The sequence below is a fragment of the Ruegeria sp. YS9 genome, assembly GCF_024628725.1.
Classification (GTDB): domain Bacteria; phylum Pseudomonadota; class Alphaproteobacteria; order Rhodobacterales; family Rhodobacteraceae; genus Ruegeria; species Ruegeria atlantica_C.
Window position 1 is genome coordinate 1,121,076 of sequence record NZ_CP102409.1, and the last position, 14,368, is coordinate 1,135,443.

Sequence of the window (14,368 nt, forward strand, 5' to 3'; positions counted from 1 at the left end):
AGGATACCCGTCTGCAAGTGAGGTCGAGATGTCAAACGAATCCAAGGTTATCGGTGTTGCGCCCGGCAGCCAGAAGAAACCGAAGGCTGACAAGGCGACCAAGCGCAAGAACAGCAAGGAAGCAATCCGTCGCACATTCCTTTCGCGTTTGCCAAAGGGGGGCTTGGCCGTTGAAATCGGTGTCTGGCAGGGTGAGTTCTCTCCGACCATTCTGAAACTGATCGAGCCCAGTCAGCTTTTTCTGATCGACCCATGGAAGCATATTGGTGAGGAATCGCACACAACCGCGTTTGTGGGCCGGACCGAAGATGAAAAGATGGAGGCCATCTTCCAGAAGGTCGTAAAGTCTTTCGAGGCCGAGATCGAAGAAGGCAAGGTTGGTATCATACGCGATTTTTCGGTACCCGCGTTGGAGCTTTTCGATGATGACAGCATCTCGTTCGCCTATGTTGATGGGGATCATTCATATGAAGGCGTGACCGCCGATCTGGCCGCTTTGTTTCCCAAGATCAAACCCGGTGGGATCATGGCATTCGACGACTACCACCGCCGCGGCTGGTGGGGCGACGGCGTGATCCGTGCGGTCAACGAGTTTCTGGGCCAGCACCCCCGAGAGCTGCGCATCCGCGCGATTGCCGGCGCGCAGATCGCCATCGAAAAGATTGTCCCGCAAGATGACAGCAAAGGTCAGAACGACTAGGCGGCGGGGATAAGTGGCAGCGATGGAAAAGCCTGAAAAGATCCTCATCACTGCGATGAAGAACGAGGGTCCCTATATTCTGGAATGGGTGGCCCATCACAAGGTGCTGGGGTTTGACCGGATCATTGTCTACACCAATGATTGTACAGACGGCACCAACCAGATTCTGAGACGCTTGCAGGACTTGGGCCATGTGGAGTTTCACAGGAACCGGGTTGGAACCGGTGGGATACATCGATCTGCGCTGAGGCAGGCACGGCGCTTGCCGGTGGTGAAAGACGCAAAATGGATATATGTCGGCGACGCGGATGAATTCCTGAATATTCACGTTGGAAATCACAGGGTTGATGATCTGATCGAGGCAACGCCCGGCGTTGACGTCATTTCCATCCCCTGGAAGATTTTCTCGAACAGTGGTCGGCATGTTATGCGCGATACGCTGGTGACGCGGCAGTTCTACGATTGTGAACTGGATTTCGAACAAGGCGGGGCAGGGCGCCGGTTTGTCAAATCCCTGTTCCGGCAGGGCGATTTCTATCTTCGCTTCGGGTTGCACAACCCGCACCCCCGCCCCGAACTTCAGGCTGGCGTGTTCCGGTCCGTGCCCGGAGGGCATGCCACGGAACCTGCCCCATTCGGCAACCATGTCTCGCCCCCGTTCGGTTTTGAAGTCGCACAGATCAACCACTATGCCGTCAGATCCACGCAGGCCTATCTGGCCAAGCGCAGCCGAGGTCGGGCAAATCATTCCTCGCAGACACTTGGAACCGAATATTGGGACCGCTGGAACCGTGGCGGTGCCAAAGATGAAACAATCCTGCGGTACAAGGATGAAGTGGATGCGGTGCTGGAAGAGTTTCGCGCTGATGACAGGCTTCGACGGCTGCATAGAAGAGCGTTCCGCTGGCACAAGGCGCTGATCAACGATCTGCTGAAACTGCCAGAGTATGATGAGCTGTACCAGAAACTTCTTGAAAAACCGGCTGTGGATTTTGTCGCAAAGGACCGCGGCGTAAGGGAGCGCCTGTCGGCAGGCTCTCCATCTTCTTCTGACGAAAACCGGACAGAGTCCTGACAACACAGCCCCTGGAGAAATAGACGAATGGTTGCGGATCGCTCTCTTCCGACGATTGGGATGCTGTGGATGGAAGGCAGCCTGAGCTTTCTGGAGCAGATGTGCATGCTGTCCTTCGTGGAATGTGGGCACAGGGTCGTTTTGTTCCACTATGGGCAAGTCGACAACGTTCCGGATGGTATCGAACTGGTGTCGGCAAACGAAATCCACGAGCCCAAGCAGTTCATCGTAAACAACCAGTTCAAGACGCCCGTGCCCCAATCCGATATCTTCAGATTGCATCTGATGAAGAAAACGGACTTTCTGTGGTGCGACACGGATGTGTTGGCGCTTGCCCCGATACCAAGGGCAGATCATGTCTTTGGGTATTTCAACCGTGATACCATCTGCAATGCCGTCATGCGGCTGCCATCCGACAGCCCCACGTTGAATGCGTATTCCGAATACTGCCAGGATCCCTATCCGATCCGCCCCTGGGTTGAAGGTGAAGAACGGGAAGAACTGGAACGCCAGAAACGCGCGGGTGAATTGCCGCATGCGTCAGATCAGGAACACAGCGTCTACGGCCCCGGTGTCATGACGTGGTTTCTGCGCCACCACGACGAACTGAAACATGCCAGCCCCATACCGGTCTTTTATCCTTTGCCTTTCAGACGGGCAGGACAAGCCAATGACATTCACGTCCGAGAGTTCAGGGACACGTATATCAAAGAGGAAACGCTTGCCGTACATCTGTGGGGGCGTCGGATGCGATGGTGGATTGCAAACGGTATCAAGCGGCATTCGTTTCTGGACCGACGTCTGCGGAACCTGGGTGTGCGACCCGGCGACGCGCCTTTGCCACGCCACGGCCGAGGGGGCCTGAAACCGGTGGAGTTTCCGGCAAACCTGCCCACGTTGCGCGCAACGACCGAAGAAATCCACGACGCCACCGACGGCGTTGTTTCCGTTGCTCTGCTCTCTGACCGGGAAGACTATCTCAAGGCGGCGCAGGCTGATCTCGACGCGATTGCAACTGACAACCTGTACGGTGCCAACACCCCGCCACGCGTCGGTTTTTCGCGCGGTTGGGAACATTACGGCAGTGGCTCTGCACGGCTGAATGCGCTTGGCATGTCTCTGTACAATTATGCGGATAGCCATCGGTCTTTGCCTGACCTGCGCGCGCCAAAGACATTCGCCGAAAAACTGGTGGTCATGAAGCTGTTTGGCGAAGTCCCCGATGCGTTGATCTCTGACCGGTCCAAATACGTGGGCAGCGCCTCGGAACTGCTTGCCTGCCCACAGCGCATGTGGGAGGCGCATATTCCGGCATTGCCCGAAACACTCGACCTCGGGCCAGGCCAGTATTGGTTGAAAGGAACGATGAGTCCTGGTCACAAGCTGGCCCTGTCGTTTCCGCTGGATGGCACGCAGCGCGACGATGCCAACCAGAAACTGGCCGCGTGGCACAAGACGAAAACGCCCGAAGGGTTCTGGACAGGCGAATGGTGGCGTGCCACGCAGAAGCCCCTCTATTACATCGAAGAAGACTTGTCCGCCGGGGATCGACAGGCCGGCACCTGGAAATTCTGGGTGATCGCCGGACGCGTGCAGCTGGTGCAGGTTGACCGTGACCGGGGGCGTGGGCGTATCCAGATGCTCCATGATCGCGACTACGATTACCTTGCAGATGAGTTGTATTCACCAACCAGCAACACCGTCGAACCCCGACCCGAGCGCTTTGAAGACATGATCCGGATCGCTGAAACCCTGGGGCAAGACCTTGAATGCGCCTGCATAGAGCTTCTCCCGGCCGGTGACAGGATTTGCTTGGGCGACATCATGTTGGCGCCGGTGTCGGGCAAGCACAAGATACGGTCGGATGCGCTGGATCTGCGTCTGGGTGCTGCGTGGACCGGAACTCGGCTGTTTCCCGGCTGAGGCTGGACGATCCCCTGGTATTTCATGCCGCCGGAACAGGCGGCAGGGCCTATTCGACTGCGATTTCCTGGCGCAGTTTTCCTGTTGTTTTGTCAAAGATCAGAATGCGATTGTCATCGGTTGCGACGGCATACCAGTTCGACCCGATGGTCAGGGCCTGCGCCCGGGCGCCGTCGGGCAGCTCGATCTGATCCGGCAAGGTGGGGGTGCGGTCCGATAGGCGGATGACAATCAGGGCGAATGTCACTAGAACCCCGCCAATCATCACCGCGGTCAACAGCATGACCATCCGCCGCAGCAGTCGCAGTTGCGGAGTTTCCTGCGGTTCTTGAGGTTCGGAAGGGACAGTCATGGGCACCCGCCAGATTGAGTTTCACATCGCGGCCGATCCGCCGCCTCGCCTTGATAAGGCGCTTTCCCGGGATGTGCCAGACGGGGAAAACCTGTCGCGCACCCGGCTGGCGCGCCTGATCGAAGAAGGGGCGGTTCAGATCGACGGTGCCGAGACTCGCGATCCCAAGGCCAAGGTGGTCGAAGGGGCGCGGGTCACGATTGTCGTTGCCGAGGCCGAAGACAGCCATATCGGCCCCGAGGACATCCCGCTCGAGGTCGTATTCGAGGATGCGGACGTAATCGTCGTCAACAAACCCGCAGGCATGGTCGTACACCCTGCGCCGGGATCACCCAGCGGTACTCTGGTGAATGCTTTGCTCCACCATTGCGGAGACGATCTGTCGGGCGTCGGCGGGGTGAAACGCCCCGGTATCGTGCATCGCATCGACAAGGAAACAAGTGGCCTTCTGGTGGTCGCGAAATCAGATGCGGCGCATCACGGTCTGGCCGCGCAGTTCGCGGCGCATAGCGTCGAACGGTATTACCGCGCGGTGTGTTACGGGGTGCCGGATGCCAACGATCCTCGTTTGCGCGGTGTCAAAGGGATCAGCTTTGAACCCGGCAACATCATGCGCGTGACAACGCAACTTGCGCGGCACAAGACCGACCGTCAGAGACAGGCGGTTCTGTTCCACGGTGGGCGCCATGCCGTGACGCGTGCGCGTGTTGTCGAAACCTTTGGAACTCCGGCGGGTCTTGCCCTGATCGAATGCTGGCTTGAAACGGGCCGAACCCATCAGATTCGGGTTCATATGGCCCACGCGGGACACGGGCTGGTGGGCGACCCGGTTTATGGCGGCAAACGCAAGCTGTCCGCCAAGGCCTTTTCCGCCGCCGCCGCGGGTTCTGTAAGCGCTTTTCCCCGTCAGGCGCTTCATGCCGCCGTTTTGGGGTTCGAGCACCCTGTCACCGGTGAATCCCTGCGGTTCGAGGCCGATTTGCCGCAAGATATGCAATGCCTTGTCGAACGTCTGCGCACACCGCTGTCATAATTAGCAAAGTCCTGTGAATAGGGGCTTTTTACCTTTCCTTAACGCAAGATTAATTCCAGACTGTTAGCAGCACCTCTTGAATGGGAAGGGTTCCTTACCCATATCCTATGTTAAATACCTAAACATTTGTCGGAGGGACACAATAATGGCAAACTACGCAAATCTTCCCGCACCGACGCCCGAGGGCGGCCTGAATCGCTATATGCAGGAAATCCGCAAGTTTCCTCTGCTGGAGCCGGAAGAAGAATACATGCTGGCCAAGCGCTGGGTCGAAGAGCAGGACACTGAAGCCGCGCACAAGATGGTGACATCTCACCTGCGTCTGGCGGCCAAGATCGCCATGGGCTATCGCGGCTATGGACTGCCGCAGGCCGAAGTGATTTCCGAGGCCAATGTGGGCCTGATGCAGGCGGTCAAACGGTTTGACCCTGAAAAAGGCTTTCGTCTGGCGACCTATGCCATGTGGTGGATACGTGCCTCGATCCAGGAATACATCCTGCGGTCCTGGTCTCTGGTTAAACTGGGCACGACCTCGGCGCAGAAGAAACTGTTCTTCAATCTGCGCAAGGCCAAGGCCCGTATCGGCGCATTGGAAGAGGGCGACCTGCGCCCGGAAAACGTCAAGCGGATCGCCACTGATCTGGGCGTGACCGAAGAAGAAGTGATCAGCATGAACCGCCGGATGTCCGGTGGCGATGCGTCCCTGAACGCCACGGTCGGGTCCGAAGGCGAAGGCACCATGCAATGGCAGGACTGGCTTGAGGATGAGGATGCCGATCAGGCCGGTGATTACGAAGCGCGCGATGAGTTGGAAGCGCGAAGGGAACTGTTGGCGGCGGCTTTGGATGTGCTGAATGATCGGGAAAAGGATATCCTGACCCAGCGCCGTTTGATGGATCAGCCTGTCACGCTCGAGGAATTGAGCACACAGTATAACGTAAGCCGCGAGCGCATTCGCCAGATCGAGGTGCGCGCATTCGAGAAACTGCAAAAGAAAATGCGGGATCTAGCGCGGGAAAAAGGCATGCTGGGCACCGCCTGACAGACTGGCCCTCGGGGCCGACCCTGTCGCGTTTACGCGAAGACAGAAAACGCTCTCTGAAGATCAGGGGGCGTTTTTTTGCAAATGTTGGCAGCCACTGACGCTGAGGCGCGAAAAAGTGGCTGAAGACCGGAAGCTGTGCTACGAGAAAGTACAGTTTTCTTCTTTGATATTGTGGCAGGTCAAGCCTTCGGGGACCCTTTGGATGCGCACAATCTGAAACAAGCCGAGTACGGAGGGCGCAATGCAGAAACCGGTTCAATTTGGCGTATTGGGTGCCGCGAAATTTGCCCGCGAATACATGGCCCCAGCGATACATGCCGCCAACGGGGCGCGCTTGGCCGGGCTGGCAACGTCCGATGCCGCAAAGGCCGAACCGTTCCAGTCTTTTTGCCCGGATTTACACGTGTATGACAGCTATGATGCGTTGTTGGCAGACACCGGAATCGACGCAATCTACATCCCGTTGCCCAACCATATGCATGCGGAATGGAGCCTTAAGGCTTTGAAGGCTGGTAAGCATGTTCTGTGCGAAAAGCCCATGACCATGAAGGCGGATGAATTCGACGCGTTGATTCAAAAGCGGGATGAAAGCGGCCTGCAGGCCGCTGAGGCATACATGATCGTCCATCACCCTCAATGGCAACTTGCAAGGAAACTGATCGCTGATGGTGCCATCGGCAATTTGGTACATGTGACCGGTGCATTCAGTTTCGACAATCGCTCTGACACTCGGAACATTCGAAACCGTGCGGAAACGGGCGGCGGAGGATTGCGTGACATCGGGGTCTACGTGATCGGTGGAGCGCGCTTTGCAACCGGGCAAGAGCCTGTGTCAGTGCAGTCAGCGATCCGGTGGCAGGATGACATCGACATCTTTACCGAAATACGCGCGCAGTTCCCCGATTTCACCTATTCCAGCTATGTGTCCATACGGATGCATCCCCATCAGGAAATGGTGTTTCACGGCGAAGGTGGTTTGGTCCGTCTGACGACCCCGTTCAATGCACGTGTGTTCGGAGAGGCGCGGGCCGAACTGCACCGGCCGGGGCTTGAAGTTCAGGTCACTCGCTTCCCCGGAGCAGACCATTACAAGTTGCAGGTCGAGGCCTTCTGCCGTTCGATCCGGGACGGGGCGGAATATCCTTGTCCTTTGGAATTCTCACGCGGAACGCAAAAGGTGATTGATCGTGTATTCGAAGGTGCAGTTTCGCTGTAACTTGCGTTTCGGCCAACGGCTCAGCTATCCTGCATGTCACAATTTCAGGAGATGACAGATGGCCGGAGGTTGGGCACGCGACGGCGCTGTGAGCGAACAGATCGAAGCGTCGATCTCAGATGAACTGGCGCGGATGCAGGCGCAAAAGCGGCCCCAGGGCGAAAGCCTGACCCATTGTGCCGAATGCGAAGAACCCATACCGGAAAAGCGTCGCGTCGCGTTGCCGGGAGTAAAGCTGTGTCTGGATTGCCAGCAGGAACGGGACGGCGCGTTCAAGGCACGTGGCGGAGTCAATCGGCGGGGGTCGAAAGACAGTCAGTTGAAGTGATCTTGGGTATGGCTGCTATGAGCCCAAAGCGTCTAATGCTGCGATACGTATTAACTGGCATGAAGCGACATATAGCTATCGCCGTACCAGTCATTTTTCGGCTTGTGATATGACCAGAAAGCGGTTTGCCGCGTCCTGCAAAAACAGATCCCGCAGGCTGTCGGTGAAGTATTTCACGATGCGGCGTGGATTGTCTGGCAGGTATCCAAGAACAATTTTCAACGGGTCGGTGGCCGGGTACAACGGCACCTCCAGGACGTTTTCGCCCGCGTAGGTCTCATGCGTTTTGGGGCGCATATGCAACAGCGAACAGCCTACGCCCATGCCAACCAGACTTCGAACCATTTCGAGCGTCGTTGCAGTGCAAACCACATGCGGAGTGACCTCGGCGGCCTGGAACATACGGCTGTAGTAGTCGCTGATCACAGGCTGATCGAGGAGAATCATGGGCTCGCCATCCAGCTCGGAAAGGGAGACGCTGCTTCTGGATGCAAACGCGTGCTGTTTTGGGACAAGAAGGTAGCCGGGCACTTCTATCAGGGTCTCAAAGGCCACTTCCGGGGCCAAGCTTTCGGCAACACAAAGTATGACGTCGAAGTCACCGGACAGCAAACCGGCTTGGGCGGATTGGGTGTCACATTCGATGAACTTGATATCGACACGTGGATTGTCCGCCAAAAGATTTTGCGCGATGGCAGGTAAAAAAGCTGGGGCAACAGGCGCGTAGTATCCCACCCGCAATGTGCCGATCAATTGCGTACGCATCTCGGCGCCCTGGCTCATCAGTGCCTCGTATTCATCGAGCAGATGCCGGACACGGGCCATGATGATTTTCCCCGTGGATGTCGGCGCAATCCCCTTGGACCGGTGTCTGATGGTGAGCTGCATCCCAAAGGCCTCTTCCACCTGGTTGACCGCAGCCAGCACGGCGGATGGCACCACGTGCATCTTCTTGGACGCCTCTGTCAGGCTGCCGCTTTCAGTGGCCTCCATGAAATATCGAAGGGCTTTCAGACTAATATCCATACTCGCTCATAATTCACTATTTATGATCTTTGTATTTCAAACATTCAGTTTTTCAAAAGATATAATCCGGCTGATACTATCCAGAAATCTGAATTTCTGGAGGTGGCTCATGCAAGGCCATGCGCGGGTTGTCGTTGTTGGTGGTGGCATTGGTGGATTGTCGGCGCTTTATCACCTTGGTCTGGAAGGCTGGACCGACGCAGTCCTGCTGGAACGCAACGAGTTGACCAGCGGCACCACCTGGCATTCGGCGGCGCAATGCCCCAGTGTGGCGTTCAATCAACTGCTGCTGTTGCTGCGGGATTACACCATCAGGCTTTACAAGGAACTGGCCGATGATCCGGCCTATCCGATCAATTATCACCATGCCACGGGTGGCATGCGGCTTTTGACCAACCCCACTCACGTTGACGAAGTGCATCACATCATGTCTGTGGCCAAGGGGTTGGGGATCGAGTTTGATCTGCTTGATGCCGCCGAAGCAAAACGGCGTAATCCATTGCTGAACACCGAAGGTGTTCTGGCGGCGATGTGGGATGAACAGGACGGCGACATCGACCCGGCGCAGCTGTGTCAGGCCTTGGCCGCCCGGTCTCGCAAAATGGGTGCGAAAATTCACCGCAACACACCCGTTACTGCGCTGAAACAACTGCCCAATGACGAATGGCTGGTGACGACAGAAAGCGGCACGATCACCGCTGAGCATATCGTGATCGCGGCCGGCTATCGCGCCAACGAAGTCGGCGCGCTGATGGGCATCGAATACCCCGTCATTGCGATGGAGCACATGTATTTCGTGACCGAAGACATCCCTGAACTGGTCGAGCGCGACACCCGCGTGCCCATGGTGCGCTGCCCGCGTGACACGTTCTATATGCGGCAGGAAAAGAAGGGGCTTCTGGTCGGCATCTACGAACATGACTGCAAGACCTTCGGGATGGACGGGATCGCCCCTGATTTCGTCAATGCGCTCTGCCCCGATGATCTGGACCGCTTGCTGCCCAAGATGGAACCGATCTTTGACCGTCTGCCCTGTTTGCAGGAGGCCGGCATCAAATCCGTAGTGAACGGGCCGATTGCCTATGCCTCGGATGCCGGGCCGCTGGTGGGCAAGCAACCGGGCCTGCGCAATTGCTGGTCGATGAACGGGTTGCGAGTGGGCATCGGCGAAGGCGGTGGCTACGGCAAGATGCTGGCGCAGATGATGGTGCATGGTGAAACCGAGTGGGACAGCTGGCAGCTTGATCCGCGCCGCATCACCAGTTTTGCCAATACCGAGTTCACCGCGCTGAAATCAATCGAGGATTACCGGCACGAGTTCCGCTGGCACCTGCCGCATGAACACCGCCCGGCCGGTCGCCCGGCCAAGGCATCTCCGCTTTACCCGGTGCTGAAAGCCAAAGGTGCCGAGTTCGGCGTCGTCAATGGCTGGGAGCGGACAGAGTTCTACAAACTTGACGCGGATTTCCAAACAACTCACGGATACGCATTCCAGAACTGGCACGATGTTGTGGGGGCCGAGATCCAGGCGCTACGTTCGGGTGTCGGGTTGGCCGAACTGTCAGGTTTCAACCATTACCGCATCAGCGGAACCGATGCGCTCGACTGGCTCAGCAGTCTAACCTGCTCCAAGGTGTCGACCCAAACCGGCAGGGCAAGCCTGTGTTATTTCCTGACACCGAAAGGCAATATCTCGGGCGAGGCGACAATTGTGCCACTTCCGGACGGGAGCATCTTCTATGGCTCCGCCGCGTCTGCCGAGTATCATGACATGGACTGGCTGACCGAGCACCTTCCCAAAGGTTCGGATATTCGCATCGAAAGTCGCACCAACACCCATACGTTGATGGTGATTGCAGGCCCCAGAACCCGAGACCTGCTGGCCTCTGTGTCGCCGCGCACCAAATGGGGGCAGTCTGACTTCCCCTGGCTGACGGCGCGGCGTGTTTTTATCGGCCATGTCGAGGCGCTGGCTATCGCCATCAGCTTTTCCGGTGAGCAGGCGTTTGAACTGCACATACCCAACACTCAGCTTTATGCCGCCTATGACATCCTGACCAAGGCGGGCGAAGCGTTTGGGCTGTCGCATTTTGGCATGTTCGCAATTGACTCGATGCGCCTGGAAAAAGGGTATGGCCACTGGAAAGCTGATTTCATCACCGAGTTCAATCCGATCGAGGCAGGGCTGCTTCGCTACGTAGACATGAACAAGGATTTCCCAGGAAAATCAGGGCTTAAGGCGCAAATCGACGCAGGTACCCGCAAAAAACGTGTTGTTCTGGAAATCCACAGCGCCAAGGGAACAGCACGTCCTGGTGAAGGAGTGTTCGCTGATGGTAATCCAATCGGATCGATAACCTCTGCCGCATGGGGCTATCGCACCGGGAAGAACCTTGCCATCGCATACATCGATCCGACTCATGCCGAAACCGGCACGGAAGTTGAGGTTCTGCTCATTGGCGAAACCATTCTAGCCACAGTCTGTCCATCCTGCCTTTTTGATGTTGAAAACGCCGTGCCCAGAGGTATCTCATGATCTGTGGCGCTCCAGATCCAGAGTGTTTTTCTACAATGGGGTCTACCGCAATGTGCCTATGGAAGGCATTAATTCGAACACAGCGAACGGCATTAAAGCCCGCTTCGCCGACCGTCATCCTCCGAAAATTCTGCGCCATGGTCGAATGACCGCAATGGCGTATCGCATTGCAGCATTCTGAAGTGGTGGCCAACGGCGGCGCAGGGCCGTCCGTGAAGACGGCCCAAGCCTTCAGATTTCTACCGCCTCTGCGATCGCCAATGCATCCTCCAATTCGACGCCAAGGTACCGGACGGTGCTGTCCATCTTGGTGTGACCAAGCAGAAGTTGTACCGCTCGCAGATTTCCTGTCTTTCGGTAGATTTGCGCAACCTTGGTCCGGCGCATCGAATGTGTTCCGTACGCACTCGGCTGCAGACCGATCGGTTCCACCCAATCCCGAACCAGGCGCGCGTATTGTCGCGTGGAAATGTGAAGCCGTTCGTGGAAACGCCCAGGCCAGAGGTACTCCGATCCGGTCATCAGCGGTTGTTCCATCCAGCACAGCAGCGACTTTCGTGTGCCCTCGGTGATCTCAAAACGGACAGGCTTCTGTGTTTTGCTCTGAATGATTGAGGCGCGTTCCTTAACCTGACCAGCGGCGTAGACATCCGCGACCTTCAGTTTGACCAGATCGCACCCGCGTAGTTTGCTGTCGATCGCCAGGTCAAACAGCGCCAGATCGCGATGGTACGCGGCAATTTCCAGGCGCACTCGGATCGCCCAGACATGTTTGGGCATAAGTGGGCGTTTCTGACCTATAATGCGTCCCTTGTTCCAAGCGGGGCAGCGGGCTCGAATGGCAGGTAAGTTTGGCATTTGCATGGTGGTTCTTCCAATCCACCACGCCCTTCCACAACGCCAACCCGACGTTGACAGGGCAACCTATCATGGATTGGTGCTGACGCAGAAATTGGCCGCTCCGAGCCCATTTTGCCGGATGCTGCAGGCCAAATGGAGGCACGCAAATGCGCCAGATCAGCCATTCAATTTCCAAGTTCAGGAAGGTGCCTGTGATGCAAGGGTAGGACGGAGCCTTGTGAGCGCGACAAATCGCAAACTGCGTCATCCGTTCGATACGCCATGCAGTTTACGGTATTCAGTCGGGGATTGCTGATGTTTCTCTCGAAACGCACGGTTGAACGGCCCAATGGAGGCGAACCCGACATCGTAGGCGATTGACAGCACAGGTGTATCGGCCCGCGCAGGATCGGACAGAACCTCACACGCCGCCCCTATCCGGTGTTCGTTCACGAATTGGGCGAAGTTGCGATACCCGAGCCCCTTGTTGATCACGCGTCGGACCCTGTGCTCAGGCGCATCCACGGCTGCTGCGAGCCGCGCGATTGTAAGCCCTTCCTGTCGCCAGATACCATCCGCCATCGCCGCCTCTACCCTTTGCAGAACTGCGGCATCGGCGCCTGACAGTGGCATGGCAGGTCGCGGTTCGGGCTCCCGCCGAAGGGGCCAGAGATCGGGTGCGATCCGCACGGCCCAGGACAGGAACAGCAGCGTCAGCACCAGAAATCCCGAGGCATGGAGCGGGTACATCACGGGTGGCAGATCGGCATCGAGCTTGAGGAACTCGACCACCGAGATTCCGAGGCCGGTCAGGGCCATAAGCGCCACGAACCACCTGCGGAACCGGCGGCGGGTTTCGACCAGATCGTCGGCGGCGGTGGACAGCGCGATATAGAGCAAGCCCGCATAGAGCAAGACGACAAGGATGCCCCGGAGCGTCGCCGCGAAGGGCAGGATGGGTGCAAGCCAGGCACCTACGGTGACCAAGACTGCCAGCACGCCGTGCCACGGCCGGTAAACCGGCCGGTCGAGGAATATCTCGGCCCCGGCCCAGACCGCCAGGACCGGCACCACACCGGCCATCATGACGAGACCGGTCTCGGCCCTGGTTCCGGAGAGCCCCAGGTTCGGCGACGACACAAGCAAGTAGGCACCAAGTCCGAGGCAGAGGGCAGGCACCGACAGGCCCCTGGGCCAAAGGGCACGATTGGCCAGGAAGATCAGCGCACAAGTCGCCAGCGCCGTCACCGCGCCGCCCCTCAAGAAGAGATCAGCTCTCACCGTGAAGTCATCCATGGATCGAGCGAAGCCGAGACCAGTGAACCAGTCAACTGGTATGGGCGCACCGATTCCGGAAAAGCCACGTCGATTCCTGAAATCATTGAACGATTTTCAAAGACAGCGAGAGCGGTAAACCGATGCGCTCCAATGTATCGGTCGGCATTTCAGACCGGAGACCATCATGGAAGATCAATGCATCATCAGCCATCTCGCCGGGATTTTCTCCGGCGTTCTTGCCACGGACCTTCTGCGCTACGCCGTCGGTGCAGGTGGCGTTTATCTGACAGTGAACCTGGCGCTGGCGGCCCGGCTCCGGGCGCGGAAGATCCGGGCCGATGAACCGCCGCAAGGCCAGATCGGCCGCGAAATCCTCGCAAGCCTGCGTACGGTTCTGATCTTTGCGCTGAACGGGACGTTGATCGTTGTCGGAGCGGAGGCGGGACTCGTCCCGATCTATACCGAAATCGCCACCTACGGCTTGACCTATCTCATTTTCAGCACAGTGGTTCTGATCGTCGCCCATGATACGTGGTTCTATTGGTCGCACAGGCTGCTGCACTACCCGCCGCTCTTCCGGCGCTTTCACAGGTTGCATCACAAGTCGCACAACCCGACGCCCTTTACCTCCTACAGCTTCGATCTGGGCGAGGCGGTGGTGAATGCGGTCTACCTGCCACTGATCTTGCTTGTCCTGCCCGCGCATCCGGCGGCGATCCTGGTATTCGCGACGCACATGATGCTGCGGAATGCGATCGGGCATTCGGGCTACGAACTTTTCCCGGCCAACCGGTCCGGCAGGCCGCTGTTCGACTGGATGACGACCGTCACTCATCATGACCTGCACCACGCCCATGCCGGCTATAACCTCGGCCTCTACTTCACATGGTGGGACCGGCTGATGGGGACGGAGCACCCCGGCTATCGCGAAGCTTTCCGCCGGGCGGCCAAACCGGTTCCGGCACAGGGCGTCCGTAGGGCACTCCGGCGTGCCCTGGACAACGCCGAATGAAATC

At 57.7% G+C, this 14,368-nt stretch carries 13 protein-coding genes; 9 read left to right on the forward strand and 4 right to left on the reverse strand.

Annotated elements, in window-relative coordinates; translation table 11 throughout:
- The first annotated feature begins 28 nt into the window (after positions 1 to 28).
- Genes NOR97_RS05760 through NOR97_RS05770 form a run of 3 tightly spaced genes read left to right on the forward strand, consistent with a single transcriptional unit; the run spans position 29 to position 3,698 of the window.
- Positions 29 to 700, forward strand: coding sequence for a class I SAM-dependent methyltransferase (locus tag NOR97_RS05760; RefSeq protein WP_170346632.1), 672 nt, complete (start codon positions 29 to 31; stop codon positions 698 to 700).
- Positions 701 to 722: 22 nt separating this feature from the next.
- Entirely contained in the window at positions 723 to 1,775 is a 1,053-nt protein-coding gene (locus NOR97_RS05765) for a glycosyltransferase family 2 protein (protein ID WP_170346633.1), read from the forward strand.
- 27 nt (positions 1,776 to 1,802) lie between these two features.
- Entirely contained in the window at positions 1,803 to 3,698 is a 1,896-nt protein-coding gene (locus NOR97_RS05770) for an ATP-grasp fold amidoligase family protein (protein ID WP_257600505.1), read from the forward strand.
- Positions 3,699 to 3,747: 49 nt separating this feature from the next.
- On the opposite strand, the gene NOR97_RS05775 is transcribed toward NOR97_RS05770, so the two are convergent.
- On the reverse strand, positions 3,748 to 4,050 hold the full coding sequence (locus NOR97_RS05775; protein WP_224855318.1) for a DUF6476 family protein: 303 nt from the start codon (positions 4,048 to 4,050) through the stop codon (positions 3,748 to 3,750).
- On the opposite strand from NOR97_RS05775, the gene NOR97_RS05780 reads away from it, so the two are divergent.
- From NOR97_RS05780 to NOR97_RS05795, 4 genes are all read left to right on the forward strand, one after another.
- A complete protein-coding gene (locus NOR97_RS05780) occupies positions 4,049 to 5,083 on the forward strand; it encodes an RluA family pseudouridine synthase (protein WP_257600506.1) in 1,035 nt (344 codons plus the stop codon). The genes NOR97_RS05775 and NOR97_RS05780 overlap by 2 nt on opposite strands.
- A 145-nt stretch (positions 5,084 to 5,228) precedes the next feature.
- Positions 5,229 to 6,125: an RNA polymerase sigma factor RpoH gene (gene rpoH, locus NOR97_RS05785; protein ID WP_170346637.1), complete on the forward strand. Its 897-nt coding sequence runs from the start codon at positions 5,229 to 5,231 to the stop codon at positions 6,123 to 6,125.
- A 244-nt stretch (positions 6,126 to 6,369) separates the two neighbouring features.
- On the forward strand, positions 6,370 to 7,344 hold the full coding sequence (locus tag NOR97_RS05790; protein ID WP_257600507.1) for a Gfo/Idh/MocA family protein: 975 nt from the start codon (positions 6,370 to 6,372) through the stop codon (positions 7,342 to 7,344).
- A 58-nt stretch (positions 7,345 to 7,402) separates the two neighbouring features.
- Positions 7,403 to 7,672: a DksA/TraR family C4-type zinc finger protein gene (locus NOR97_RS05795; RefSeq protein WP_170346639.1), complete on the forward strand. Its 270-nt coding sequence runs from the start codon at positions 7,403 to 7,405 to the stop codon at positions 7,670 to 7,672.
- A 90-nt stretch (positions 7,673 to 7,762) separates the two neighbouring features.
- Here the strand turns inward: NOR97_RS05795 and NOR97_RS05800 are convergent, their stop codons facing one another.
- The gene (locus NOR97_RS05800) at positions 7,763 to 8,698 is read right to left on the reverse strand and encodes a LysR family transcriptional regulator (RefSeq protein WP_257600508.1); all 936 of its coding nucleotides are present in this window, start codon (positions 8,696 to 8,698) and stop codon (positions 7,763 to 7,765) included.
- Positions 8,699 to 8,807: 109 nt separating this feature from the next.
- Between NOR97_RS05800 and NOR97_RS05805 the strand changes: the two genes are divergently transcribed.
- Positions 8,808 to 11,234, forward strand: a complete 2,427-nt coding sequence (locus NOR97_RS05805; protein ID WP_257600509.1) for an FAD-dependent oxidoreductase — start codon at positions 8,808 to 8,810, stop codon at positions 11,232 to 11,234.
- A 231-nt stretch (positions 11,235 to 11,465) separates the two neighbouring features.
- On the opposite strand, the gene NOR97_RS05810 is transcribed toward NOR97_RS05805, so the two are convergent.
- Together NOR97_RS05810 and NOR97_RS05815 are read right to left on the reverse strand one after the other, a co-directional pair.
- Positions 11,466 to 12,098, reverse strand: coding sequence for a tyrosine-type recombinase/integrase (locus tag NOR97_RS05810; protein ID WP_257600510.1), 633 nt, complete (start codon positions 12,096 to 12,098; stop codon positions 11,466 to 11,468).
- A gap of 240 nt (positions 12,099 to 12,338) precedes the next feature.
- Positions 12,339 to 13,355: an AraC family transcriptional regulator gene (locus NOR97_RS05815; RefSeq protein ID WP_257600511.1), complete on the reverse strand. Its 1,017-nt coding sequence runs from the start codon at positions 13,353 to 13,355 to the stop codon at positions 12,339 to 12,341.
- Positions 13,356 to 13,536: 181 nt separating this feature from the next.
- Between NOR97_RS05815 and NOR97_RS05820 the strand changes: the two genes are divergently transcribed.
- Entirely contained in the window at positions 13,537 to 14,364 is an 828-nt protein-coding gene (locus tag NOR97_RS05820) for a sterol desaturase family protein (protein ID WP_170346644.1), read from the forward strand.
- Positions 14,365 to 14,368: the final 4 nt, after the last annotated feature.

Excerpts from the sequence above, each read along its gene's own strand:
- NOR97_RS05765 (WP_170346633.1), top strand. The coding sequence starts at position 723 with ATGGAAAAGCCTGAAAAGATCCTCATCACTGCGATGAAGAACGAGGGT.
- NOR97_RS05780 (WP_257600506.1), top strand. The coding sequence starts at position 4,049 with ATGGGCACCCGCCAGATTGAGTTTCACATCGCGGCCGATCCGCCGCCT.
- NOR97_RS05760 (WP_170346632.1), top strand. The coding sequence starts at position 29 with ATGTCAAACGAATCCAAGGTTATCGGTGTTGCGCCCGGCAGCCAGAAG.
- NOR97_RS05770 (WP_257600505.1), top strand. The coding sequence starts at position 1,803 with ATGGTTGCGGATCGCTCTCTTCCGACGATTGGGATGCTGTGGATGGAA.
- NOR97_RS05805 (WP_257600509.1), top strand. The coding sequence starts at position 8,808 with ATGCAAGGCCATGCGCGGGTTGTCGTTGTTGGTGGTGGCATTGGTGGA.
- NOR97_RS05810 (WP_257600510.1), bottom strand. The coding sequence starts at position 12,098 with ATGCAAATGCCAAACTTACCTGCCATTCGAGCCCGCTGCCCCGCTTGG.
- rpoH (WP_170346637.1), top strand. The coding sequence starts at position 5,229 with ATGGCAAACTACGCAAATCTTCCCGCACCGACGCCCGAGGGCGGCCTG.
- NOR97_RS05820 (WP_170346644.1), top strand. The coding sequence starts at position 13,537 with ATGGAAGATCAATGCATCATCAGCCATCTCGCCGGGATTTTCTCCGGC.
- NOR97_RS05800 (WP_257600508.1), bottom strand. The coding sequence starts at position 8,698 with ATGGATATTAGTCTGAAAGCCCTTCGATATTTCATGGAGGCCACTGAA.
- NOR97_RS05790 (WP_257600507.1), top strand. The coding sequence starts at position 6,370 with ATGCAGAAACCGGTTCAATTTGGCGTATTGGGTGCCGCGAAATTTGCC.
- NOR97_RS05775 (WP_224855318.1), bottom strand. The coding sequence starts at position 4,050 with ATGACTGTCCCTTCCGAACCTCAAGAACCGCAGGAAACTCCGCAACTG.
- NOR97_RS05795 (WP_170346639.1), top strand. The coding sequence starts at position 7,403 with ATGGCCGGAGGTTGGGCACGCGACGGCGCTGTGAGCGAACAGATCGAA.